The 23,928-nt window shown below is 45.9% G+C and carries 21 protein-coding genes; 12 read left to right on the forward strand and 9 right to left on the reverse strand.

Translation table 11 applies throughout. The features are described 5' to 3' along the window. Positions 1 to 153: 153 nt before the first annotated feature. Complete coding sequence (locus tag A4R26_RS18580) at positions 154 to 3,690, reverse strand: ShlB/FhaC/HecB family protein (protein ID WP_081166235.1); 3,537 nt, start codon at positions 3,688 to 3,690, stop codon at positions 154 to 156. A gap of 72 nt (positions 3,691 to 3,762) precedes the next feature. On the opposite strand from A4R26_RS18580, the gene A4R26_RS18585 reads away from it, so the two are divergent. Beyond that, positions 3,763 to 4,407 (forward strand): MBL fold metallo-hydrolase, encoded by a 645-nt coding sequence (locus tag A4R26_RS18585; protein WP_081166238.1) that lies wholly within the window; start codon positions 3,763 to 3,765, stop codon positions 4,405 to 4,407. 98 nt (positions 4,408 to 4,505) lie between these two features. On the opposite strand, the gene A4R26_RS18590 is transcribed toward A4R26_RS18585, so the two are convergent. Beyond that, on the reverse strand, positions 4,506 to 6,017 hold the full coding sequence (locus A4R26_RS18590) for an oligosaccharide flippase family protein (RefSeq protein WP_081166240.1): 1,512 nt from the start codon (positions 6,015 to 6,017) through the stop codon (positions 4,506 to 4,508). A gap of 395 nt (positions 6,018 to 6,412) precedes the next feature. On the opposite strand from A4R26_RS18590, the gene A4R26_RS18595 reads away from it, so the two are divergent. Next, the gene (locus A4R26_RS18595; RefSeq protein ID WP_081166243.1) at positions 6,413 to 7,090 is read left to right on the forward strand and encodes a hypothetical protein; all 678 of its coding nucleotides are present in this window, start codon (positions 6,413 to 6,415) and stop codon (positions 7,088 to 7,090) included. A 70-nt stretch (positions 7,091 to 7,160) separates the two neighbouring features. Here the strand turns inward: A4R26_RS18595 and A4R26_RS34645 are convergent, their stop codons facing one another. From A4R26_RS34645 to arfB, 4 genes are all read right to left on the reverse strand, one after another. Beyond that, positions 7,161 to 7,415 carry a hypothetical protein gene (locus tag A4R26_RS34645; RefSeq protein WP_133054724.1) on the reverse strand — a complete coding sequence of 85 codons (255 nt, stop codon included), beginning with the start codon at positions 7,413 to 7,415 and terminating at the stop codon, positions 7,161 to 7,163. Positions 7,416 to 7,507: 92 nt separating this feature from the next. Then, a complete protein-coding gene (locus A4R26_RS18600) occupies positions 7,508 to 8,551 on the reverse strand; it encodes a cytochrome-c peroxidase (RefSeq protein WP_081166245.1) in 1,044 nt (347 codons plus the stop codon). Between the two features lie 23 nt (positions 8,552 to 8,574). After that, positions 8,575 to 9,381, reverse strand: coding sequence for an MbnP family protein (locus tag A4R26_RS18605; RefSeq protein WP_081166247.1), 807 nt, complete (start codon positions 9,379 to 9,381; stop codon positions 8,575 to 8,577). Between the two features lie 17 nt (positions 9,382 to 9,398). After that, positions 9,399 to 9,806 carry an alternative ribosome rescue aminoacyl-tRNA hydrolase ArfB gene (gene arfB / locus A4R26_RS18610; protein WP_081166249.1) on the reverse strand — a complete coding sequence of 136 codons (408 nt, stop codon included), beginning with the start codon at positions 9,804 to 9,806 and terminating at the stop codon, positions 9,399 to 9,401. A gap of 31 nt (positions 9,807 to 9,837) precedes the next feature. Here arfB and dtd point away from each other — a divergent pair, with 31 nt between their 5' ends. From dtd to A4R26_RS18630, 4 genes are all read left to right on the forward strand, one after another. Then, on the forward strand, positions 9,838 to 10,290 hold the full coding sequence (gene dtd, locus A4R26_RS18615; protein WP_081166251.1) for a D-aminoacyl-tRNA deacylase: 453 nt from the start codon (positions 9,838 to 9,840) through the stop codon (positions 10,288 to 10,290). A gap of 95 nt (positions 10,291 to 10,385) precedes the next feature. Next, complete coding sequence (locus tag A4R26_RS18620; RefSeq protein ID WP_081166253.1) at positions 10,386 to 10,745, forward strand: nucleotide pyrophosphohydrolase; 360 nt, start codon at positions 10,386 to 10,388, stop codon at positions 10,743 to 10,745. A gap of 144 nt (positions 10,746 to 10,889) precedes the next feature. After that, positions 10,890 to 12,329: a glycine--tRNA ligase gene (locus A4R26_RS18625; protein ID WP_081166254.1), complete on the forward strand. Its 1,440-nt coding sequence runs from the start codon at positions 10,890 to 10,892 to the stop codon at positions 12,327 to 12,329. A 220-nt stretch (positions 12,330 to 12,549) separates the two neighbouring features. Then, complete coding sequence (locus tag A4R26_RS18630) at positions 12,550 to 12,750, forward strand: hypothetical protein (protein ID WP_133054725.1); 201 nt, start codon at positions 12,550 to 12,552, stop codon at positions 12,748 to 12,750. Positions 12,751 to 12,956: 206 nt separating this feature from the next. Here A4R26_RS18630 and A4R26_RS18635 read toward each other — a convergent pair whose 3' ends face one another. Beyond that, positions 12,957 to 13,706, reverse strand: coding sequence for a ferredoxin--NADP reductase (locus tag A4R26_RS18635; RefSeq protein WP_081166256.1), 750 nt, complete (start codon positions 13,704 to 13,706; stop codon positions 12,957 to 12,959). 323 nt (positions 13,707 to 14,029) lie between these two features. Here A4R26_RS18635 and mfd point away from each other — a divergent pair, with 323 nt between their 5' ends. After that, positions 14,030 to 17,473 (forward strand): transcription-repair coupling factor, encoded by a 3,444-nt coding sequence (mfd, locus tag A4R26_RS18640; protein WP_081166346.1) that lies wholly within the window; start codon positions 14,030 to 14,032, stop codon positions 17,471 to 17,473. A gap of 250 nt (positions 17,474 to 17,723) precedes the next feature. Here the strand turns inward: mfd and A4R26_RS18645 are convergent, their stop codons facing one another. Next, a complete protein-coding gene (locus A4R26_RS18645) occupies positions 17,724 to 18,152 on the reverse strand; it encodes a GNAT family N-acetyltransferase (RefSeq protein WP_081166257.1) in 429 nt (142 codons plus the stop codon). Positions 18,153 to 18,417: 265 nt separating this feature from the next. Between A4R26_RS18645 and A4R26_RS18655 the strand changes: the two genes are divergently transcribed. The 5 genes from A4R26_RS18655 to A4R26_RS18675 all read left to right on the forward strand — a co-directional run bounded on the left by A4R26_RS18655 (position 18,418) and on the right by A4R26_RS18675 (position 23,370). Next, entirely contained in the window at positions 18,418 to 18,657 is a 240-nt protein-coding gene (locus tag A4R26_RS18655; RefSeq protein WP_014221785.1) for an acyl carrier protein, read from the forward strand. A gap of 108 nt (positions 18,658 to 18,765) precedes the next feature. Continuing rightward, a complete protein-coding gene (gene fabF / locus A4R26_RS18660; protein WP_081166260.1) occupies positions 18,766 to 20,019 on the forward strand; it encodes a beta-ketoacyl-ACP synthase II in 1,254 nt (417 codons plus the stop codon). A gap of 103 nt (positions 20,020 to 20,122) precedes the next feature. After that, on the forward strand, positions 20,123 to 20,857 hold the full coding sequence (locus A4R26_RS18665; RefSeq protein WP_242674951.1) for a ribonuclease III family protein: 735 nt from the start codon (positions 20,123 to 20,125) through the stop codon (positions 20,855 to 20,857). Positions 20,858 to 21,568: 711 nt separating this feature from the next. Continuing rightward, entirely contained in the window at positions 21,569 to 22,546 is a 978-nt protein-coding gene (locus tag A4R26_RS18670; RefSeq protein WP_165760327.1) for a T9SS type A sorting domain-containing protein, read from the forward strand. A gap of 209 nt (positions 22,547 to 22,755) precedes the next feature. Then, on the forward strand, positions 22,756 to 23,370 hold the full coding sequence (locus A4R26_RS18675; protein WP_081166264.1) for a MarR family winged helix-turn-helix transcriptional regulator: 615 nt from the start codon (positions 22,756 to 22,758) through the stop codon (positions 23,368 to 23,370). 141 nt (positions 23,371 to 23,511) lie between these two features. On the opposite strand, the gene mce is transcribed toward A4R26_RS18675, so the two are convergent. After that, a complete protein-coding gene (gene mce / locus A4R26_RS18680) occupies positions 23,512 to 23,925 on the reverse strand; it encodes a methylmalonyl-CoA epimerase (protein ID WP_081166266.1) in 414 nt (137 codons plus the stop codon). Between the last annotated feature and the right edge of the window lie 3 nt (positions 23,926 to 23,928).

Below are 23,928 nucleotides of genomic sequence, written 5' to 3' on the forward strand. Positions count from 1 at the left end.
AAGGCGCTGTGTTCCCATAGCGCCTTGTTTATTTGAAGTAAGATGTTAGAAGTATGAGGTAAGATGCTCCCGGGTTGGCTCCGTTGAAACTATAAAAAAAGCCCCGCGATCTGATCGCGGGGCTTTAAATTTTATGATTTCACGTTTCACGAATTAAAAATCAACTCCCATGGCAAAATGCAGGTATGGCTTTCCTTTGAAGAAAACGTTCATTTCCCAACCGGCGTCGAAACGAAGGAAATAACCCAGTAAAGTACTGCGGGCGCCAAAACCATAACCACCAACAAATGGCCCGATACCGCCGGCTTTTATCAGCACCTGTACCTGTGGTATTTGCGGGTCGTCATATACAACCTGGGGTCTCGACAGTTTATTATAGGTTCCATTCCATGCGCTGCCCAGATCGATGAACTGGATCAACTGGAAGTTACGCAGAAAGGCATTGTTGATCGGTTTATTGAACAATGTAGAGAAAACAGGTAACCTGAACTCGCTGTTGATCACCACCGCATTATTGCCGTTTGCTACGTTTTGAGGAAAGCCGCGCATATTAACCGCCAGTGACTGGAAGGCGTACGACGGATCCTGCGGACGGGGGTTCTGGCTGTATTTAGGGAACATCCAGCCATCAACGCCGCCAAGGTAATAAACGATCTTCTGGCTGCCCCATGAGAAGTCGCCTGCTGCCCGGCCTGCCCAGATGAAGTTGCGGTAAATTGGGAAGTAATACCGGCCGTCGAAACCGAAATTATAGGTAAAGCGGCCCGGTTTAAGCCCACCGGCAGATGGCTTGCTGATCTGCGAATTAAGGTCCATAAAGATCTTGTAACGCAAACCGTTCCAGATGTTGGTGGCTTTTTGAATAGCGTCGTCATGCACGTATTCCAAACGCGATACCGCAAAAGTTTGTTTGTTGATGTCGCCCTGTTGTAACGTGAGCGGATCGAAGTATGCGCCGCGTACCACTACTTTATCGGTACGGATACCGCCCGAGAACCTGAGGCTGCGTACCCTGTCGAACGGATATTTAACCACCGCCTGGTACAGGTTGGTGTATGATTTTCCTTCATACAGATCGGAGGTTCCGCCAATACCCTGAACGTTACCGAGGTCGGTACGGCGATAATAGATCAGTGAGAAATCAAATCTCTTTTTCAGGTAGTCGGCCCGCGCGTACCACTCACCGCCACCATCGAACAGTGACTGGTTTACCGGAATAAACACACTGGAGCCGGTATTGCCGATTGAAGCGCCGGTGCCAATGCCGCCTATCAGTGGCAGGCGCATGGCGCCGGTAAAGCGAATATCTTCGAACAGGTCGAAAATAGATGCTTTCAGCATTCCATTGAAGGCGCCGCCGCTTTGCAGTACAACGGGCAATCCGCCTGTATATGGCTGATAACGGCTTACAAGGATGTCGTTGTTAAAACCGCCCGAGAAATTATCGACAGAGAATTTCAGTTTGTAGTCGAACAGCTTGGCTTTCTTCAGCACGCCTGCTTCTTCATCGCTTTCTGTTGCCGGTGTTGTTACCGGTGCAAAAACATCGTTTGTTACCGGCTGTTGCTGCTGCTGCGGTTGGGTTTGTGTGCTGTCTTTCTTTTCTTTTTCGAATCCGGTCTCAAAAATATCATTGATCTTTCTTACGCTGTCGGCCTGCTGTTGTGCCCCGGGCCTGTTAAACTGTATGGCGGCCCCGCTGGCTGCCTGTTCGGCTATAATGGTCTTTCGCCGGTATTCGGTAGGCCGCGGGTTCAGGTTGCGTTTACGCAGTGTGGCGTCGTCTACTTTTAATTTATAAAGGAATTTCAGATTACCCTGTTGTCTTACTTCGCTCACCATTCCCTGGTAACCGGCCACTTTGGTTTCGAGCAGCGCGCTTTGGTAGTTGGTGATGGGGAAGGCATAGGCCGAGTCCTTGGTAACCGAGAAGGTGAAAACGGAATCCGGTTCCGTTTTACCCCATGCTTTCAGGGTTGAATCAATTTCGGTAGCATCGGGGTTACGCAATATCTGGTCGCCTACCAGTACTACCGTATCGAGGCCGGCCCGCACGGTGCTGAAGAAGCCGGCAAAACGGTTACTGATACCGGTTTCGTCGCTTACAAAGGTGAAGTGGTAGGTGTTGTATTGCATGGGAAAGCGGGCATTGCCATACTTCATTTTGGTAAGCTGGGTAATTTGCCTGAATTCGCTTTTGTTATAATTATCGGCCAGGAAAATGTTATAGCGTTGTGAAGCAACCGCCGTATCGCCTCCTTTGGTGGTGGCATCGGGCCGGTTCGATGCAAATATGATCCCGGTTTTATTAGGGAAGGCTACAAAGCTGGCATCCAGGTCGGCATAGGCGTCATTGGTAACCTGCTCGTATGAATCTTTTTCAATGTCGTAAATGTAAATGTCTGACTGGCCGTTGCGAACCGCGCTTAGTAACAGGGTGTTTGAGTTCAGCATGAACTGCATGCTGTTTATCTGTTCAAAGTGCGGGATCTCCTGTCTTATCCGTTTAAAGCGGGCTACCATGTCATACACGAATAAGTTCACTTTTCCTTCCTTCCAGTAAATACAGGCGAGGCGGGTTCCTTTGCCATCCCAGGCAAGTAAGGGATAGTTGGGGTTGATCTCGTTCTCGTTCGACCGTACACCTGTTTTTAAAAGCACCTTTCTTTCGGTCATGTCTGTCCACAGTACTACCCGGTACTGGCCTTTAATAAATTCAACAACCGCGTATGTTTGGCTGCGGGGCGCGGGGTTGGGGGTAAAATGAAGGAAGTCTTTGTTGTGTTTTACTTCTTCCACAATGGTGGCAACGCCTTTGGGCATATCGCGCCGTCCGCGGAGGTCCTTTTCATACATTTCAGTTCTTTCGAACATGAAATCTTTCAGCACTTCCTTGAACTTCTTTTTGCAAATTCGTTGGGAGGCGCTGTTGAGGTTGCGGTACACCCGCGAGAGGTATAGAAAGTAGGTGACGTTCTCTTTTTTATATTTTTCCGACAGATAATGCCAGAAAGCGTGGCCCGCCAGCAGCGGTTTTTCGAAGGCGAGCTGGTAGAAATTCTTGTATTCGCCCGAAAGCAGGGCCAGTTTCAGGTCATTATCGTATTCCGGGCTCCATTCTTCGGCTACATAATCAACATAGCCGTCGACCAGCCACTTGGGCAGGTCGAGCAGGGCCTGGTTGGTGGCAAACTCGCCCAGGTCGTCGCCGAAGAGGATATTGTCGACCAGAATGCGGGCAATTCCCTGGCGAACCTGTTTACGAAGCTTCGCGTGGTCGCCATCGAAATAAACCACCATTTTGTTATTTACCAGCTTGGTAATGCCCCCGGTGGTTTGCCAGTCGAGGTTCAATCCTATGTTAGATTGTTGTAATTCGTCAAAATGATTATATATGACAATGTTGGCGCGGCGTTGCAGGCCATATTCAACAAACTGTTCAAGGGCGGGCAATTCGTTTTCAGCCACCTGCGCAACATAGTTGGCTATGGTTTTACCATCTTCGTAGAAATAAGTATTGAAATTGGTAGATTGGTAATATTGCCATTTAAACTTACGGTACTGTACCCGGTTCTTTCCAAACTCCACGGTATTCACCTGGGCGAATAGTACGGTTGGCAGCAACATGGCAAGTAACAAGGGCAAGGATAAAAATACTTTTGTCTTTGGCTGAATCTGTTGAAATTGCATAGCCTGTCTTTAAATGTTTTAAAGTTAAAACAATCCATAATACCGCGAAAATCAATTATAATAGGTACGAGTATGCTAACAGTTACTTCATTTACATTTAGTCCGGTTCAGGAGAATACATATGTGGTGTATAACGAGACGGGCGATTGCTGTGTTGTCGATCCCGGCTGCTATTTCGGCAATGAACGCAATGAATTAAAAGAATTTATACAAACTTCCGGCCTAACGCCTAAATATTTGTTAAATACCCATTGTCATCTCGACCACGTATTCGGAAACAAGTTCATTCATGATACCTGGCGACTAACCCTGCACCTGCACGAAAAGGAAAAGCCTGTTCTGGAATACGCACCCACATTCAGTTTATCCTGGGGGCTGCCATTTGATAATTACAAAGGCGACCTTATCTTTTTACGCGAAGGTGATACCATAGCGTTGGGTACAGATGCATTACAGGTGCTTTTTACACCCGGTCATTCACCCGGACATATTTGTTTTTATTGTCAGGCGCAGCAGTTCGTTATTGGCGGCGATGTATTGTTCCGCGAAAGCATTGGCCGTACCGACCTTCCCGGCGGCAATTTCGATACCCTTATTGCCAGCATTCGTAACCAGTTGTTTGTGCTGCCCGATGAAACGGTAGTGTTTCCCGGCCATGGCCCGCAAACCACCATTGGGTATGAGAAATTGCACAATCCTTTTTTGAAGGATGTCTGATTTCGGGATTTCGGGATTTGATGCGTTTTTGGGGTTCTCGCTAAACTCCAAATCATTAAATCTCTAAATCCGCAATCTCTAAATCAGCAATCTACAGCCTAAATTATTTTGTAGATCAATTTTCCTACATAGGGCAACCGGCTGAATTCCTTGCGTTCAACCCGAAGTATAAATACGAGGTAACCGAGGGTTAACAGGGTAGCCAGCGTAAAATTTACCCAAACATTCGGCCACCAGCCGATGACCGCATGATGTATAAAGTAGAGAATGGCCACAATTACCATGTAGGCGCATAATTTTTTGGTGGCATAGGGAATGGGGTATTTTTTTTGTCCCCATACGTAAGAAACCGCCATCATAATGCCGTAACAGAAGAAGGTTGCCCAGGCGCAGGCCATATAGCTGAACCGGGGTATGAACAGGGCGTTTATCAGCAGGGTAATGCCCGCGCCTATAAAAGTGATCCAGGCCCCGGCCGATGTTTTTTGCGATAATTTATACCAGATAGAAAGATTGTAATAAATGCCAAGGAACATGTTCGCAAATAACAGGATGGGCACAACGGTAAGCCCTTTCCACATGGCTTCGTTCTGAATGAAATGTTTCCATATGTCGAGGTAAAGCGCCACCACCAGGAACATCAGTGTAATGGTGATCACAAAGAATTTCATTACCCGGGCATAGGTTCTTGGGGCGTCATCCTGCTGGGATTGTTTGAAGAAAAATGGTTCGGCGCCCATGCGAAAGGCCTGGATGAACAGGGTGATCAGGATCGATAATTTATAACAGGCGCTGTAGGTGCCCACCTCAAACCGGGCGGCCTGTACAGATTGTACGGGCGCCCACCAACCCAGCATAATACGGTCGAAAGTTTCATTGATCATTCCCGCAAAACCGGCAATCGCCAGCGGCAGCGCATACAGCATCACCTCTTTCCACATGGGGAAGTTGAATTTCCAGTCGAAAGCGAATAATTCTTTTTTCAATACCACCAGCTGGTAAAACGATTGTATCACATTCGCCAGTAAGATATAGCCTACGCCAAAATCTTTATTGTATATCAGCAGGAGCGGACTGTTAGGGTTCTTTTCAAGCAGCCTCGGGCAAACCGATAAAAAGAAATAAATGATGCCGATGTTCAGGATGATACCGCTTACCCGCACAAATGCGAATTTCATGGGCCTGCCTTCATGGCGTAACCTGGCAAACGGCAGGGCCGATAAGGCATCGAATGCAATGATGAAAGCGCTTAACGTTACATATTCCGGGTGGTCCTGAATGGAGATCAGGTGTGCAAATGATTTGTTGAAGATCATCAGCAGGGCGCAAAGGCTCAATGTGCTGGTGAAAATGGAAATAGAAAGCGTATTGTAGATCTCGTTCTTGTATTCATCTTTCTGAACATACCTGAAATAGGCGGTTTCAACCCCGAACAGGAACAGGGTATTCAGGAAAGGAATAGCTGCATATACCAGGCTCATTTCTCCAAAACCGGAGCCGCTTAATTTGAGCGTCAGGTACGGAGTAAGCAGGTAATTCAGGAAACGGGCGAAAATACTACTGACCCCATACCACAATGTTTGCCCGGCTAATTTTTTTATACCGCTCAATGAAATTTATTTAAGATTAGTGTTCAAAATTAAGGGTTCAATCATTATATCCTCACAGTTGCTGGCTGTTTATACCCGGTACAGGTCAGAAATAACAATATGATACCTTTAAAATCGATAGCATATAATAGCTATTGGTTTTCAGCAGGGTCGGCAGCCCGGGACGAACCGGCCGCTAAGCCAGGCCATCCTGAGGGTTTCAGGCTACCGGTTTCCGGTTACCGGGGAAAACAAAACGCAATACGCCATCTGTAACATGCTGGCAACGGAAGCTGGGTGACGCTTGCTGTTTCACGTTTCTGTTCCACGGCAGCCAGACTGTGCATATGTTTTATTTGGTTACTATTGCTATCTTTGCCGTCACATTGTATATTTAAGTTCAAAATCCGATCCCGATGAAAGTATCTTTACCCTTAATGGTCCTTGTGACCGTTATCTCCCTGAGCACACCTGTATTTTCGCAATCCGGCGAAACAACGGTAGACTACCAGAAAGGCGACCGAATTGCCGCTACCATCGAATTTCCTTACTCGGCCAGCATTGTTGAAGACGCCTTCAAGATGTATATGGAGAAAAAAGGCGGCAAGAAGGATCATATCAAAAGCTTTGATGTTTACCGCAATACCCGCCTCGACGAAAATGATCCCGAAATTGTTGATGTGCATTTTAAGGTAGAACGCAAGATCTTCAAAGAGCGCGAATCGAGCGTTGTTTTGCTGCTTCTTGGCCGTCCGGGCGAAAATATTGGCGCCCGTACCATCGACGACCGTTTTAAAGTGTCCGATTCAAAAGAACTGTTGAACAGAATGGCGCCTTATATCGATGCATATAACCTCGATGTGCAGATCAAAAAACAGGAAGAAGTAGTTAAGAAATCTGAAAAAAGATTACTGAACCTGAAAGACGATCAGTACGACCTGGAAAAGCGGTTGAAATCGGTGCAGGATAAGATCTCTCAGAACAAGAACGATCAGTTATTGCAAACGGAAGACCTGAACCGTCAGAAAGATACCCTGAATGCTATTCTGAACAAGAAAGAAGTTAGCCAGGGCAACAAGCTGAGCAAGCAGTAGAAAAGGTAACGAGGCAACGAGGCAACGAGTGTCGATGCCGGTTCATTAAATGAAGTTTATCGTTATCTGTTTATAGTTCGCGGCCCACGAAAGTGGCCGCGTTTTTTTTGCGTGAATGGTCAATGGTCAATGGGGAATGGTCAATGATTGGTGAATGGTCAATGGTCAATGATTGGTGAATGGTCAATGGGGAATGATTGGTGAATGTCTTGTATTGTTGGCCTGTTTTCGATTGCGGCTCGCAGCTGTATTTGCTTGTGGCATTCGTCTTTATGCTTTCACCTGTATTTCGCTTATGGCTTGCAGCTGTATTTGCTTGTGGCATTCGCCTTTATGCTTTCACTTGTATTTCGCTTGCGGCTTGCGGCTTGCAGCTTGCAGCTTGCAGCTTATAGCTGTGCTTTCGCTCCTTACCCCTTATTCAGGTTGCGCAAACCGCTGATCTTTGATGAAAGCAGAGTCGGTAAGCGTTTTCAGGAACTCGAGCAGATAGAATTTATCGAAATTGGTAAGGGGGATCATGTTCTTTAACTGCGGATCGAGGGTAGTGCTGTTCTGTATGCCGCTGCTGTAATGATCGAGCACACTGGTGATAGACGAAAAGCGGCCGTCGTGCTCATAGGGAAATGTAACGGCTACATTGCGCAGACTGGGCACTTTAAATTTCAGTGAATCTTCCTTTTTATTGGTGATACGCATTCTGCCGAAATCATTGATGAACGGGTCAACAGGCAGCCCCACATTGCGAAAACTGTTATCGGTAAATAACGGTTCGGTATGGCAGGTAGCGCATTTCGATTGAAAAAGGGTGTAGCCGTTTTGTTCTGCCTGCGTAAATGTTGCCTGCCCCTGTTTTACCTTATCGTATTTTGAAGTGGCCGAAACCATGGAGCCAACAAACTGGGTGAGGGCAAATAGCATACGCTGGCTGTTGATGGTTTCATCGCCGAATGCGGCCGTGAACATGTTACGGTATTGCCCGTCGGCACTCAGTTTATCGATCACATTGTTTATGTCCTCAGCCATTTCATTGGGTGCGGTAATGGGCGCCAGCGGCTGCACTTCAATATGGTTGATGCCGCCATCCCAATGCATTTCTTTAAGCCAGGCCATATTGAACAGGCCGGGTGCATTGCGAAGGGTGAACTGATTGTTGAACCCGTGGCTTAACGGGTGATCGAAGGTGGCAAAGGCGGCAAATTGCTGATGGCAGGAAGCGCAGGGGAAATTACCGTCTTTCGACAGGCGGCCATCATAAAATAGTTTCCTGCCCAGTTCAAACCCTTCCTTTGTTAAGGGATTGCCGGTAAAGGAGTATTGCGGGGCAGGGAATCCTGCTGGTATTTCAAACTCCAGCGGTTGTGGACCGCTGTTATCATTGCCCGATTTTTTACAGGCGTTTACCAGCAGGCATCCCAAAAAAAGCAATAAACATATTCTTATTGACCATCTTACTGCCACATATTGATCATTAGCTTCAGGATCTATCGTTCGTTAGAAACAGAATCAACTGTAAACATTTTCATATAGTTCTCTGCCACCTGGGCTGCCATTGGGCCGGGTGTGGTGATCACCGGGTTCACGGCAATTTTTATATCCCACGGATTATAGAACCAGTCGTTGGCATCGCAGGCAACGAACATTTCACTCGATTTGCCGGGTTTCAGATCGAGGTTCTGCGCATAGGGAAATAGCAGCTCAACCTCCTTAATTACGTTATCAGCACCCGAAAAACCGCCGATATGATATTCAAATTTACCAGATTGCGGCGACTTGGGCGAAGTTCCTTCGAGTTTTGCCATAATGTAACCGTTTGTCCAGGTCCAGAACATGCCTTTGGCAGGATCGAGCGCATCGGTTTGGGCGCCGCTTACATTCCGGGCGCTGTCGACACCAATGGTAAATGAAATCCGGTTATATACATATGGTAAAATAGCTATTTTGATTTCTGTTGATGCCGAATCGGCAAAGTCTACCAGGTAATACTTGTCGTTAGCAAGTTCGAACGTCCTGCCCGAGTCGGTATTGATCATTTTAAAACCATGTACGTAAAACTTGAATGCGGTGGGCGTGTAGTCCTCTTTGAAATAGTTCTTATAGGTTTGTCCCAACACAAGCGGAACGGAATCGTATTGAACAACCGGTTTGAATTTGATGATAAGGTTGTGGTCTTTCTCCGGAACTTTGTCGAAATGTAATTCTTTCTGGCAGGAGATGACTGCTGTTGTTAACAGCAATGCAATGCATAGTTTGGGCAAATTGACACGGTGCAGTTGTTGAGTCAGTTTCATAGCATTCGGTGTTACGCTTACAAATCGCCGGGACGGATCTTTCGCCGGTTTTGTTTGTGTTGTGATTGTTTCAGTTTTGTATCCATTCGCTTTTCCTTTGCTGCTTTGGAAGGTTTGGTGGCGATCCGTTTCTTTTCTTTTTTCAACGCCTGTTCAATGAACGTATTCATTTTTTTTATCACTTCTTCCTTGTTCTGCAGCTGGCTGCGGTGGATTTGGCTTCTTACTTGCAAAAACCCTTCCGAATTTATCTTTGAAGCCAATTTCTTTTGAACAGTAGCTTTTTGCTCATCATTTAATATCAATGAATTAGATATATGAAAATATCCCTCCACCATTGTCTCCACTTTATTCACGTTCTGTCCGCCCTTACCTCCGCTTCGGGCAGTTTTAAAATCAATTTCTTTTGAAACATCTATCTTCATACTATAAAGATAAAACTAATTTATAGGTACTATGAGAGCGGTTATACAACGGGTTACACAGGCGAATGTTGTGATCAATAACAGTATACGTTCATCCATTTCAAAGGGTTTGCTTGTTCTGGTAGGAATTGAAGATGCAGATACTGCTGAAGATCTTATCTGGCTTAGCAGTAAGATCGTTAACCTGCGAATCTTCAACGATGCGGATGGCGTTATGAACGAATCGGTGAAAGAACAGGGCGGCGATCTACTGGTGGTAAGCCAGTTCACCCTGCATGCGTCAACTAAAAAAGGCAACCGGCCCTCGTATATCAAAGCGTCAAAACCGCCAGTAGCCATTCCGTTATATGAACAATTCGTTCAGCAATTGCAAACCGATCTGGGCAAACCGGTATTTACCGGTGAGTTTGGCGCCGATATGAAAGTGTCGTTGCTGAACGACGGACCGGTGACGATCGTAATTGATACAAAAAACAAAGAATAAAAGACCAATTTGATAATTTGATAATGTGGTAATTCGATAATGAAACCAGGGGCGGGGCCCGAAGTTTTGATATTATTCACCATTCACTACTCACCATGGAAATAAAAGAAGCACAACAACAGGTTGACCACTGGATAAAGACCGTGGGCGTTCGTTATTTCAGCGAACTAACCAATATGGCTATTCTCACAGAAGAAGTGGGCGAACTGGCAAGGCATATGGCCCGCATTTACGGAGATCAGTCTTACAAAAAAGGCGAACAAGCTTCCTTCCCACCGGGCAGGTCGGCAGGTGAGGGGCCCCTGGCCGATGAAATGGCCGATGTGTTATGGGTACTTATTTGCCTGGCCAACCAAACCGGCGTTGACCTCACGGAGGCCCTGCAAAAGAATTTCGAAAAAAAGAATATCCGTGATGCCAACAGGCATAAGGATAACGAGAAGTTGAAAGGGTGAGTTGAAAAGTTGATAAAGTTGAAAGGGTTGATATGGTAAAAAAATGAACAGGCCGGCGGGAGCTATTCCCTGAGAATTCCGCATTAAAGTTCCTTGTCAACTTGTTAACTCTATTAACTTATCAACTATTATATTTGCATCCTTATGGCAACAGACAACAACAGGTTCCAGGCAATTATTTCGCATTGCAAAGAGTATGGCTTTATTTTTCAGTCCAGTGAAATTTACGATGGGCTCAGTGCCGTTTACGATTACGGCCAGTGGGGTAGTGAGCTCAAGAAAAATATCCGCGACTATTGGTGGAAGAGCATGACGCAGATGCATGAGAACATTGTGGGTATCGACGCTGCCATTTTTATGCACCCTACCACCTGGAAGGCCAGCGGGCACGTTGATAATTTCAGCGACCCCATGATCGATAATAAAGACAGCAAAAAGCGCTACCGGGTAGATCACCTGATTGAAGCCAAAATTGAGGAGCTGAAAGCGGAAGGTAAAAACGCGGAGGGCGAAACGCTGAATGCTGAAATGGATAATTTATTGGCTGCCAATGATTATGAAGGTTTAAAAAAGCTTATAGAAGATAATAAGATAAAATGTAGCGTAAGCGGTACCGGTAACTGGACCGACATCCGCCAGTTCAACCTGATGTTCAGCACCCAGCTGGGTAGCGTAGCGGAAGAAGCCAGCGAAATTTACCTGCGGCCCGAAACCGCCCAGGGAATCTTCGTGAACTTCCTGAACGTGCAAAAGACCGGCCGGATGAAAATACCTTTTGGTATTGCCCAAACCGGTAAGGCTTTCAGAAACGAGATCGTAGCCCGCCAGTTCATTTTCCGCATGCGCGAATTTGAGCAGATGGAAATGCAGTTCTTTATTCGGCCTGGCACCCAAAAAGAATGGTACGAATACTGGAAAGAAGAGCGCATGAAATGGCACCTGAGCCTTGGTATTCCCAAAGAAAAATTCCGTTTCCACGACCACGTTAAACTGGCCCACTATGCCGACGCGGCCTGCGATATAGAGTATGAATTCCCAATCGGGTTTAAAGAACTGGAGGGTATTCATTCCCGTACAGATTTCGATCTGAAGAATCATCAATTGTACAGCAAAAAGAAAATGCAGTACTTCGACCCGGAGATCAATCAAAACTACATTCCGTATGTTTTAGAAACCTCTGTAGGTTTAGACAGAACGTTCATGATGGTGATAAGTGAGGCATACACCGAAGAAGACCTGAGCACACCTGAAAAACAGGATAGCCGCGTTGTGCTGAAGCTGCCGCCAAAACTGGCGCCCATCAAACTGGCGGTGCTTCCCCTGCTAAAAAAAGATGGCCTGCCCGAAATTGCCCGCCAGATCATGAATTCCTGCAAACCGCATTTCCGATGTTTTTATGAAGAAAAAGACGCTATCGGAAGGCGCTATCGTCGTATGGACGCAATTGGTACTCCCTTCTGCGTAACCATTGATCATCAGACAAAGGAAGACAATACTGTCACTATCCGTTACCGCGATTCTATGCAACAGGAGCGTATTCCGCTTGCACAGATCAAAGAACTGATAGAGAAGCACATTGGCTAGAAGCGGTATAAATATTGTATTAAATGAAATGTTAGTTTCGAAAAACTACTGTTTTATTTTATATGGAACCATGTATTTTTGCACAGACCTTAAAACAAACCAGGTGAATCAACATGGAGGCTAGCCTATGTTATTAATCAATCTAACACTCGACCTGTCGGTATTGATAGGTATTACAGCGGTTGCTTTTTGTTTTGGATTAATTTTTCGAACCTCGCAATTGAAAAAGCAAAAGAAACGGGTGGGGGAACTTGAAAAGGAAATGATGATCAGTCACGCAGAAATCCTTGAATTACAAAAAGAAAGACTGCAACTGGAAGAAAAGCTGAAAGGCACATCAAACATTCCGGTTATCCCTATCAATGTAAAAGAAGAAAAGAAATCAGAAAAATTACAGGATAAATCCGCTTCTAAAAAATAATATCCTGTCAGTTACACGTCCTTGTTATTTGTTCTTTTATCTCCTTTGTCCTGCACCAACCAAGCCCCCTCATTAATATCCATCGAATATCAACCAGCAACATCGGCCATAAACCGGTGAAAAGAAGTCTTTTGCCTGAATGGCAAATGGTATTTGCACCGGTACGGTTTTCCCCCTACGGGCGGTGGGAACAGGTAAACTATGGCCTAACCATAAAGTTCCTGGTGAATGGTTTTACGGTCATATCCCAATGCCTGAATGCGTTGTTTGGCCTCATCTATCATGTTTTTCCACCCGCATAAATAAAAGTAGGCAGGCTTCAATGAGTCAGGCGCTGCTCCGGCCCGGCATATTTCTTCATATATACTGTGTACATACCCGGTACGTATCAGATGGTTTTGATTTTCAGCTACTTCGCGTGAAAAAGTAGGTATGTATTGAAAACTGGTCATCTTTTCGGCCAATTCTTTTAACTCCCGGCCATACAAACAATCACCTAGTTTTCTGCAACCAAAAATGAGGTAAATGTTCTGGTGCCTGATATTATGATTTAAAATATGATGAGCCATCGATCTGAAGGGCGCTATGCCAGTGCCGGTACAAATAAAGAAAAGGTCGCGGTCGATGGTTTCGGGCAGCGTGAACTTACCCAGCGGGCCGCGGAAAGTGAGTTCACTGCCTTCTTTGATCTCATTAAAAAGCCAGGTGGTGCCGGCGCCGCCTTCCAGTAATACAATTACCAGTTCAAATACGTTGGTACCATCGGGCCAGGAAGCAATGGAATAGCTGCGTTGCCGCCGGGCCGGCTTTTCGTGAATGGGCAGATCGAGGGTTACGAATTGTCCCGGTTCAAAATCAAATGATCTCATTTCCGGCACCTCTATCCAATACCTTTTGGTATTGCCGGTTTCATCAACAATGCGAACCACCTTTCCGGTTTGCCAGGGCTGTAACATATGGCGCAATATTAGTTACTCAATTTACATGTTTTGAGGCAGATGCCGGCGGGAAACGCATGACAGACATAAGAGCGCTGAAGCAGGGGTAGGAAACATATAGCAGTTGTGCCGGAAGGCATTGGAGACCGCCCGGGATGTGTTCAGAATTGCATAGAACTTGCATAGAACTTGCATAGCGATGGTGCTGTTTGCTGCAACCCTGGCGGAGGCTGGGCCGGGTTCTCCGCACTTTGAACCTGCAAGCCGGAACCATACCATACCCCTCACTGCCTTTATGCCTTGTTGCCTTGTTGCCTTTTTCTTACCTTTGCGGCGCTGATATGAATTTGCAGGTGTTGCTCGACGCGTATAAAAATAACCCCCGCCTTTTTTCACTGGCGGACAGGCTCTCTTTTTCCCAACCCCAACAGGTTTTTTGCAAGAACCTGCATGGCAGTTCCCCGGCCTTTGTCATTGGCACTATTTTCCAGCACGATGCGTGCAGCCAGCTCAATCACGTAATTATTTGCGAAGATGCCGAGTCGGCAGCCTATATGCATAACTCGCTGGAGAACCTCACCAATGCGCTGAACTTCTTTTTCTTTCCAACCTCATTTAAGAACCGTAAGAATTTCCGGCTCCTCAACTCATCGCACGTTATGTTGCGAACCGAAGCCCTGACCCGGTTTTCTTCGCCCATGGCCGGCAGCAACCGCGTGGGCGCCCTGGTAACTTATCCCGAGGCGCTGTTTGAAAAGGTAGTGTTGCCTAAAACCCTGGCGGGCAATATCATTTATTTAAAATCGGGCGATTCCATCGATGTAAACGGCCTGCTGGCCCAGCTGGTTGAATACGGATTTTCCTCAACCGACTTTGTATACGAGCCCGGCCAGTTTGCCCTGCGCGGCGGCATCCTCGATATCTATTCTTTCGGCAATGAAAAACCCTACCGGGTCGAGCTGTTTGGAAATGACGTGGATTCCATCCGCATTTTCGATCCGGAAACCCAGTTAAGCGAGCGGAAATTATTACAGGTAAGCATCATTCCGAATGTTGAAACCCAGTTCGATGCGGATGCGAAAATATCCCTGTTCGAGTTTCTGCCCGGGAATACGATATACTGGATCCAGGACTGGGAGCTTACGAAAGAACGGCTCCTTACCCAGGAAGAAGACCTGCACCTGTTCCTTGAAATGCAGGCAAATAATGTGGTGCCCAAAGAAGCCGCAGAGGAAGACGACAAAACAATAAAGACCACCATAAAGGCCGATGAGTTTATTTCGGGCCATTTATTGAAAAAAGAACTGGCAAACCTGCATGTAGTGGAGTTTGGCCATTCGTCGGGGTTCATGGCGGATGCGGAACCAACTCAGCATACTCCACTCAGCATCGATTTCAATACAAAAGACCAGCCCGCTTTCAACCGCCAGTTCGATCTGCTGATAAAAGATCTGAAACAATGGGAGGCAAAGAAATTCAGTTTGTATTTGTTTGCAGAGAATCCCCGGCAGTTGGAACGGTTGAACAGCATTTTTGAAGACCTGAAAGCCGGCATCCAGTTCACCCCGGTGCCTACATCGATACACGAAGGGTTTATCGATGAAGACCTGAAAGTGATCTGTTATACCGATCACCAGATCTTTCAGCGTTACCATAAATACAAAGTAAAACAGGCTTACAATAAGAATAAGGCCATTACCCTGCGTACGCTGCGCGAATTACAGCCGGGCGATTACGTTACCCACATCGACCATGGGGTAGGGGTATATAGCGGTTTGCAAAAACTTGAATCGAACGGCAAACTGCAGGAGGCGGTACGCATTATTTATAAAGACAGCGATATCCTGTATGTGAACATCAACTCACTGCATAAAATATCGAAGTACACCGGTAAGGAAGGCAGCATACCCAAGGTAAATAAACTGGGCAGCGATGCCTGGAACAAACTGAAGGAAAAGACCAAAACCAAGGTCAAGGAAATTGCCTTTGACCTCATTACCCTGTATGCCCAGCGAAAAGCGCAGCAGGGCTTTCAGCATGCGCCGGATAATTATATGCAAACCGAGCTGGAGGCTTCCTTTATTTACGAAGATACGCCCGACCAAAGCAAGGCAACCGGCGACGTGAAGAAGGATATGGAATCGCCGTCACCGATGGACCGCCTGGTATGCGGCGACGTAGGTTTTGGAAAAACGGAGATCGCTATCCGTGCGGCATTCAAAAGCTGTTGCGATGGCAAACAGGCCGCCGTGCTGGTGCCAACCACCATCCTCGCGTTCCAGCATTATAAAACATTCAGCGATCGGCTGAAAGATTTTCCGGTAACGGTTGATTATATAAACCGGTTTAAATCGGCCAAAGAGAAGAAAGAAACGCTCAAAAAGCTCGAAGAAGGAAAAATTGATATCATCATCGGCACCCATGCCCTGTTAGGCAAGGAGGTAAAGTATAAAGACCTCGGGATCCTCGTTATCGATGAAGAACAGAAGTTCGGGGTGGCGCATAAAGAAAAGATAAAGACCCTGCGTACCAATGTAGACTGTTTAACCTTAACGGCAACGCCTATACCGCGTACGCTGCAGTTCAGCCTCATGGGCGCCCGCGACCTTAGCATTATAAATACCCCGCCGCCGAACCGGCAGCCGATACAAACCGAAGTGCAGGTGTTCAACCAGGACTTTATTCGGGATGCCATTTATTTTGAAACAGAGCGGGGCGGACAGGTGTTCTTTATCCATAACCGCGTACAGGGCCTTTCTGAAATGGCTGCGCTGATACAGGGTTTATGTCCCGACCTGAGCATCGGTTTTGCCCATGGCCAGCTGGAAGGGCATGTGCTCGAAGAACGCATTCTTGACTTCATCGATAAAAAGTACGACGTACTTATTTGTACCAATATTGTTGAAAGCGGGGTTGACATACCTAACGTAAACACCATTATCATCAATAATGCCCACCATTTTGGGTTAAGCGATCTGCACCAGTTGCGTGGCCGGGTGGGACGAAGCAATAAAAAAGCCTTCTGTTATTTGCTGGCGCCGCCGATGAGCACACTGCCGTCCGATTCAAGAAAGCGGTTGCAAACCCTCGAGCAGCACAGCGAGCTGGGCAGCGGCTTCCAGATAGCCATGCGCGACCTCGATATCCGCGGAGCGGGTAACCTGTTGGGTGGTGAGCAAAGCGGGTTTATGGCCGAAATTGGGTTCGAAATGTACCAGAAGGTGCTGGAAGAGGCCATCAAGGAACTGAAGCGTACGCAGTTCCGTGAATTATTCAAAGCTGAGATCTCGAAGCAGGAAGATTATGTACAGGATTGTACCATCGATACCGATCTGGAAATACTGATACCCGATAGTTATGTTGAAAGTATCACGGAGCGGTTGACGTTGTATACCCGTCTTGATAACTGCGATAACGAAGAAGAACTGCAGGCTTTTGCCATTGAGCTGCAGGACCGCTTTGGGCCCATACCGCAGCAGGTGGAAGACCTGTTCGATACCGTGCGTTGCCGCAGGCTGGCTGTAGAACTGGGTTTTGAAAAGATGCTGCTGAAAGATGAAACGCTGAAATGTTACTTCATAAACAAGGCCGATTCACCTTACTTTGAATCGCCGGTATTCCATAATATTCTTACCTATATTCAAACCAGAACCAACAAAGCCCGCCTGAAGCAGAATGGTAAACTATTTATGCTGGTGGTGGAAGATATGGACACCATGCAAAAGATGGTAAGATTCCTTTCGCAAATGAGGGAATTTGTTACGGCAAAGGAAGCTACGGCGTAGGATAGCTTTTCTCTAAGGTGAAGTTTTTGCACCTCTTTGGAAGGTGGGGGTAATCAACGAAATTCAACATCAAAATATGGCAGCCACTTCTCCATCCGGATACACATGTTTGATGGAAGATTTCCGTTCCATTTCAAGGTATTCCTGCGGGGAAACATATTTCATGGCTGGTGTTATGGCAGGGCTAATTAACGAAAAACAAGTTTTTTCGTTAATTACAATTGAACGAACATTAGACTTCCATTAAAATTCAGAGCAGTTTCTCCATTATATAGTGGGGGATGGTAACCTCTTCAAATTCCTGGCCGCAAACCCGGTAGCCCAGCTTTTCATAAAAGCCAACGGCGGTTTTACGGGCATGCATAGTTATTTTGTGAAAGCCGCGGTCGCGGGCGATATTCTCGGCAAACTGCATAAGGGCACGGCCTATACCCTTTCCCTGCAGGTTATTCAATACCGCCATCTGGCGCAAACGCACCGAGGCGGGGTCTTCCTTTATAAGCATACAGCATCCCAGCATCTTCTCTTCCTCAAACGCGCCTATCAGGATCTCCTCTTTTTCTTTTTCCAGTTCCTCGGGGGTAAATTGCAGCCCTAATGGCCTGCGTAGAATATCGTTACGCAGCTGAACCATTTGCTGGTATTCGCGGGAACCGTGATCTATTATTTTTAACGCCATGCCGAGTAATTGGGTAGTGCGCTGCAATATAATGATTTACCATTTATCAGCCCCCAATAAGCTCCTGAAAAATAAACGAGGTTCATAAGCATAAATATTATAGGTTCGCCGTTTAAGGGGCCGGCTGGTGAAACGGGGGGTAGGGCTGAATAGTACTACAAAACCGGTAAACCACAAAATATTAACAAGATTAATTAAAAACCAGCCTTTTATTGTCATTATTCCAAAATCTATATTTTTGCAGCCGTAACTAAACTTTACAAAAATGTCAGACATCGCAACAAGAGTTAAAAAGATCATTGTTGATAAGCTTGGTGTAGAAGAAGCAGAGGTTACCAATGAGGCTTCCTTCACCAATGATTTAGGTGCCGATTCGCTCGACACTGTTGAATTAATTATGGAATTTGAAAAGGAGTTCAATATTTCCATCCCTGATGAACAGGCCGAAACAATTACCACTGTTGGCCAGGCTGTTGCTTACTTAGAAGAACATGCTAAGGTCTAAGTAAATTGAATATGGTAGATCAGGTGCAATAAATTAAATCCGCTTTCGATAGCTGGGCGCATGCTGCGAAAGCGGATTTCTTACTTAAAACTCCCTCTGGCAAGAGCTATGCAATTGAAAAGAGTTGTTGTAACCGGAATTGGTGCCCTTACACCAATCGGTAATAATTTACAGGAATATTGGAACGCACTCATTAACGGAGTGTCGGGTGCCGATTTTATTACCCAGTTTGATGCTTCAAAATTCAAAACACGCTTTGCCTGCGAGTTAAAGAATTTCGATCCGTTGAATTATCTCGACCGTAAGGAAGTTAAAAGAATCGACCGCTTTACCCAAACCGCTATCATTTCAAGTGACCAGGCGGTGATCGACGCCGGCATTAATAAAGATAATGTCAACGTTGACCGGGTAGGAGTCGTATTCGCCAGCGGTATTGGTGGCTTAATAACCTTCCAGGAAGAAGTGGTGAACTTCGCAAAAGGCGACGGTACGCCCCGCTTCAATCCTTTCTTCATTCCAAAAATGATCCTGGATATAGCTGCCGGCCATATTTCCATGCGGCATGGTTTTCGCGGTCCTAATTTTGCCGTGGTAAGTGCCTGTGCCTCTTCTACCAATGCTATCATGGATGCGTTTAACCTCATTCGGCTTGGCAAAGCCGATATTATTCTTACCGGCGGCGCAGAAAGCGTTATCAGCGAAGCCGGTGTAGGTGGTTTTAACGCCATGAAAGCCCTCAGCGAACGCAATGATGATCCCAAAACCGCCAGCCGTCCTTACGATAAGGAACGCGATGGTTTCGTAATGGGTGAAGGTTCAGGTGTACTGGTAGTGGAAGAACTGGAACACGCTTTACGTCGCGGTGCTAAAATTTATTGCGAAATTGCCGGTTGCGGCGCTACCGCCGACGCGCATCATATAACAGCTCCACATCCTGAAGGACTGGGCGCAAAGAACGTTATGAACGTAGCTTTGGAAGACGCCGGTATGAAGCCCGGGGATATCGATTATATCAATACCCACGGAACTTCAACCCCACTTGGCGATATAGCCGAAGTAAAAGCGATCATGGACGTTTTCGGTGAACAGGCCTTTAAAGTTAACATCAGCTCAACCAAGTCCATGACAGGCCATTGCCTCGGTGCTGCAGGTGTAGTTGAAGCCATAGCATGTATCCAGAGTGTGGTACATGATATCGTTCCACCTACGATCAACCACTTTACCGACGATCCTGAACTGGATTCCCGTTTAAATTTCACCTTTGACAAAGCCCAGCAGCGAACAGTACGTGCTGCTTTAAGCAATACATTCGGGTTTGGAGGGCATAACGCCTGTGTGATAGTGAAAAAATACGAGGCGTAATTTTTTTACGCCCGGGTTGCTGAGCTAATGAAATTGACGGCTGCGGACTCCTGGCCCTATTTATGATTTTTTGGCTTAATGAAAAATTTGTAGATTGACAATTGTGGGAATCCTGGACCGCTTTTTAGGCAAAGAAGAGAATCTTTCTTTTAAAAAGAATCTGCGTAATGTACTGGGTTTTACCCCGGGCAAGCTCGCATTATATAAGGCTGCCCTTACGCATAGGTCGGTCAGGGATAGCGCAGACGAAAATAATGAACGGCTTGAATACCTCGGAGACGCCATTCTCAGCGGTATTGTAGCCGATTTTCTTTTTAAGAAGTATCCTTACAAAGAAGAAGGCTTTCTTACCGAAATGCGCTCCAAAATGGTGAACCGCAACAAGCTCAATGAAATTGCCATCAAAATGGGCCTGAAGAAGATCACCTTCTACAATAAGTTCGACAACTCGCTTAAGATGAGCCAGATCTTCGGTAACACGCTCGAAGCGGTTGTAGGCGCCATTTACCTCGACCGGGGCTTTAAGAAAACCAAACAATGGGTGTTTGAATGCATCATCATTCCCCATTTGTATATGGAAGACCTCGAAAACCTCGAGATCAATCATAAGAATAAACTCTACGGCTGGGCTAACAAGAATGGTAAAAACCTTGAGTTCGAAACCCTCGACGAACGTATTGAAGGCGGCCGCCGCCTGTTTACCATAGGCGCTGTGGTTGACGGAGAACTACTGGCCGAAGGCAAGGCCTATAATAAAAAAGACGCCAGCCAGATCGCTGCCGCCATCGCCATCGATAAACTCGGGCTGAACAAAACCGAAGCCGCCGAAGAAGAATAGGGGGAACAGAGCGAATACAGCTGCAAGCGAAATACAGCTGCAAGCTGCAAGCTGCAAGCTATAAGCTACAAGCAAATACAAATACAGCTGCAAGCTATAAGCTATAAGGTGCAAGCAAAGACAAATACAGCTACACGCCGCAAGCTATAAGCTACACGCTACACGCAAATACAAATACACGACGCAAGCTTCAAGCGAAATACAGCTAAAAGTCTAAAGCCGAAAGCAAATACAGCAGCAAGCTGTACGCTTCACTCAACAAGTTCCACGCGGAATACAGCTTAAATCGATTATTTCTCACCTCTGCCCTTTTATTTACGGCTTCACTTCGACATTCGTTATTCAACATTCGATATTCAATATTTTTTCTTCCACCTGGCTAATGCATTTAGCCGGAAAGGTAAAAGACCCGGAAACCCGTATTTCCCATTATCCCATCATCGAATTATCTCATTAGCACATTATAAATATTTCCCCTTATTGTAAAAATTTTCCATATATGGGAATGATTCCATGTGTCCGGCACCGGTTCCCCGCCCGGAAATAATATTTTTTTTGAGAATATGGGAAGAACGAAAAGGCCTATGATTATTAAATACTTACATGCTCCTTGACCGGTTACCGGTATTGTGTTTAGCACACGGTTTTGCCCATGCCAGAAATTTTAGGTACGTGTATTGGAAATATGCATGTATCCAAACTGTTTACCCCATGAAACAAATTTACACTTCAATTTTAGCGCTGTTTATCAGCCTTACGTCCACAGCAACTACAATTACTGCAGACAGCAACTCGGCCTGGGATGATGATGGTACCTGGAATTTGAACAGGGTACCCCAAAACGGCGACAGTATTGTAATTCCACAAGGTTTAACAATATCTCTCGACGGCGTTAATAATCTCGATAATGTGATAATCATTATTCAGGGTACATTGAACCTCACCAATGGTAAATTGAGGTTGGATAATGCCAGCCGCATGATCATTCACCTTACCGGTATGTTAACCGGTATAAACAATAACGATCAGTTATCAATTGGCGGCGTGATGAAATTTAAAGGCGCCGGTGGAGCACAAACAGGATATAGCTTTTCAGATAATACTACAGGTACTTACCCCAACGGTTTTGTAATAACAACTCCGGGAACCCTGCCGGTAAGCTTTCAGGCCTTTTATGTAACCCGCCAGGGTGCAAACAACCAGCTTGCCTGGAGCACCAGCAGAGAATTGAATAACAGCTATTATACAATAGAAAAAAGCACCGATGCCCGTAGCTGGAAGCAAATTGCCAATATTACAGGCGCCGGCACCGCTAACCTGGTTAACAAATACAGTTATACCGATAGGAACAGCAACGATGCAGTAGCATATTACCGCATACGCCAGGTAGATATGAACGGAGCAGCAACTTACTCTTCCGTTCGCACCCTGCGCAACAATGAAACAGGAACAGTAACCAATATTTATACTTCTTTAAATAAAACAGTAACGATTGATTTTAACAGCGATGTGAAAGATAACGTTACCATACAGTTGATAAACATGAGCGGACAGGTTATAGTGCGTAAAGAATTCAGTCAGGCTTCTTACCGGCTTATCATTGATGCGATAGGTGCCGGCTCCGGTGTGTATGCGGTACGGGTTAGTGATAGCAAGGGTTGGAGCGAGGTTAAGAGAATAATGTTGTAGGTTTAAATGGTCCTCATATTAGGTAAACAGTAATGGTTCCGCTGTATCTACAGTGGAACTTTTTTATTTCGTTCGGTATATTTTTTTAACGTAACCAGCGCAGTTACAGTCTATTCCGTTTTATGCGCTTTTACAGGGGTGTATTATTACCCTTTCTTGTATTATATTCACCGGGTTAAGTCAGTATCTTTAAAGCGAATTGCTTTGTCATGTCGGCATTTGACCCGGAACGTCATATTACCAATGTAGACTACAAGATCGTGGCTGCTTTGGAAAAAATATCTGAAGTGTTCAGGGTATTGTTATGGGCTGAAGCGAAAGAGCATAAGCTGAGCCCGATACAAATGCAACTGCTCATTTTTATCAAATACCACAATAACGACAAGCAGCGCCGCATTGCCTCCATGGCCCGCGAATTCAATCTTACCAAAGCCACTATCAGCGATTCAATTAAAGTACTTGAACAAAAAGGGCTCATCAAAAGAACCGATGATGCGTTGGATTCACGAAGTTTTAATTTTTCGCTTACCGACCAGGGAGTGAAACTAACGGGCATGATCGAAAATTTTACCCTGCCCCTCGATGGCGCCATTGCCACGCTGGCGCCCGAAAAGAAAGAACAGTTCCTGGTATCGGTGCTCGACCTTATATACCGCCTTAACCAGACCGGGATTATTTCTACCCAACGCATGTGTTATAACTGCTACTACTACAGCGGCGACAGGCAGCAAACCCACTACTGTAACCTTATGCAAAAAGATCTGGCCATTGATGAATTGCGTATCGAATGCCCTGAGCATAAAGCAATAGGCAATAAGCAATAAGCAATAGCTTCCGGTTGCCAGATGCCGGTATCCAGGTTCCTGTTACAAACTGTAAACTGTAAACTATGAACTGCGAACTATGAACTGCGAACTGCGAACTGCAAACTGTGAACTGCGAACTGGACACCTGCAACAGATTCTTTATTCCTCCTTTGTTTTAATTTCCATACACAGCTCAATTAACACTCCGTTAGTTCCTTTCGGATGTAAAAAGCAAACCAGTTTATTATCGGCTCCACGTTTGGGTTTTTCATTAAGGAGAACAAATCCTTCGGCCGCCAGCCTTTTCATTTCAGCTTCTATATCGGCCACTTCAAAAGCGATATGATGAATGCCTTCGCCTTTTTTCTCAATGAACCGGGCAATCACTCCTTCGGCGCTGCTGCTTTCAAGCAACTCGATCTTGGTATCGCCGGTTTTGAAAAAGGCGGTAGATACCTGCTCACTTTCAACCTGCTCGGTTTTATAACAGGCGGTGTTCAGCAGTTTTTCAAACAGGGGAACCGATTGCGATAATTCGCGAACGGCAATACCAATATGTTCAACTTTCAGCATATC

Source organism: Niastella populi, assembly GCF_002078015.1.
Lineage (GTDB): Bacteria > Bacteroidota > Bacteroidia > Chitinophagales > Chitinophagaceae > Niastella > Niastella populi.

What these genes read in the sequence shown, in the direction of transcription:
- A4R26_RS18580 (WP_081166235.1), bottom strand. Translation starts at nt 3,690, where the DNA reads ATGCAATTTCAACAGATTCAGCCAAAGACAAAAGTATTTTTATCCTTG.
- A4R26_RS18585 (WP_081166238.1), top strand. Translation starts at nt 3,763, where the DNA reads ATGCTAACAGTTACTTCATTTACATTTAGTCCGGTTCAGGAGAATACA.
- A4R26_RS18595 (WP_081166243.1), top strand. Translation starts at nt 6,413, where the DNA reads ATGAAAGTATCTTTACCCTTAATGGTCCTTGTGACCGTTATCTCCCTG.
- A4R26_RS34645 (WP_133054724.1), bottom strand. Translation starts at nt 7,415, where the DNA reads ATGCCACAAGCAAATACAGCTGCAAGCCATAAGCGAAATACAGGTGAA.
- A4R26_RS18605 (WP_081166247.1), bottom strand. Translation starts at nt 9,381, where the DNA reads ATGAAACTGACTCAACAACTGCACCGTGTCAATTTGCCCAAACTATGC.
- arfB (WP_081166249.1), bottom strand. Translation starts at nt 9,806, where the DNA reads ATGAAGATAGATGTTTCAAAAGAAATTGATTTTAAAACTGCCCGAAGC.
- dtd (WP_081166251.1), top strand. Translation starts at nt 9,838, where the DNA reads ATGAGAGCGGTTATACAACGGGTTACACAGGCGAATGTTGTGATCAAT.
- A4R26_RS18620 (WP_081166253.1), top strand. Translation starts at nt 10,386, where the DNA reads ATGGAAATAAAAGAAGCACAACAACAGGTTGACCACTGGATAAAGACC.
- A4R26_RS18625 (WP_081166254.1), top strand. Translation starts at nt 10,890, where the DNA reads ATGGCAACAGACAACAACAGGTTCCAGGCAATTATTTCGCATTGCAAA.
- A4R26_RS18635 (WP_081166256.1), bottom strand. Translation starts at nt 13,706, where the DNA reads ATGTTACAGCCCTGGCAAACCGGAAAGGTGGTTCGCATTGTTGATGAA.
- mfd (WP_081166346.1), top strand. Translation starts at nt 14,030, where the DNA reads ATGAATTTGCAGGTGTTGCTCGACGCGTATAAAAATAACCCCCGCCTT.
- A4R26_RS18645 (WP_081166257.1), bottom strand. Translation starts at nt 18,152, where the DNA reads ATGGCGTTAAAAATAATAGATCACGGTTCCCGCGAATACCAGCAAATG.
- A4R26_RS18655 (WP_014221785.1), top strand. Translation starts at nt 18,418, where the DNA reads ATGTCAGACATCGCAACAAGAGTTAAAAAGATCATTGTTGATAAGCTT.
- fabF (WP_081166260.1), top strand. Translation starts at nt 18,766, where the DNA reads ATGCAATTGAAAAGAGTTGTTGTAACCGGAATTGGTGCCCTTACACCA.
- A4R26_RS18670 (WP_165760327.1), top strand. Translation starts at nt 21,569, where the DNA reads ATGAAACAAATTTACACTTCAATTTTAGCGCTGTTTATCAGCCTTACG.
- A4R26_RS18675 (WP_081166264.1), top strand. Translation starts at nt 22,756, where the DNA reads ATGTCGGCATTTGACCCGGAACGTCATATTACCAATGTAGACTACAAG.
- mce (WP_081166266.1), bottom strand. Translation starts at nt 23,925, where the DNA reads ATGCTGAAAGTTGAACATATTGGTATTGCCGTTCGCGAATTATCGCAA.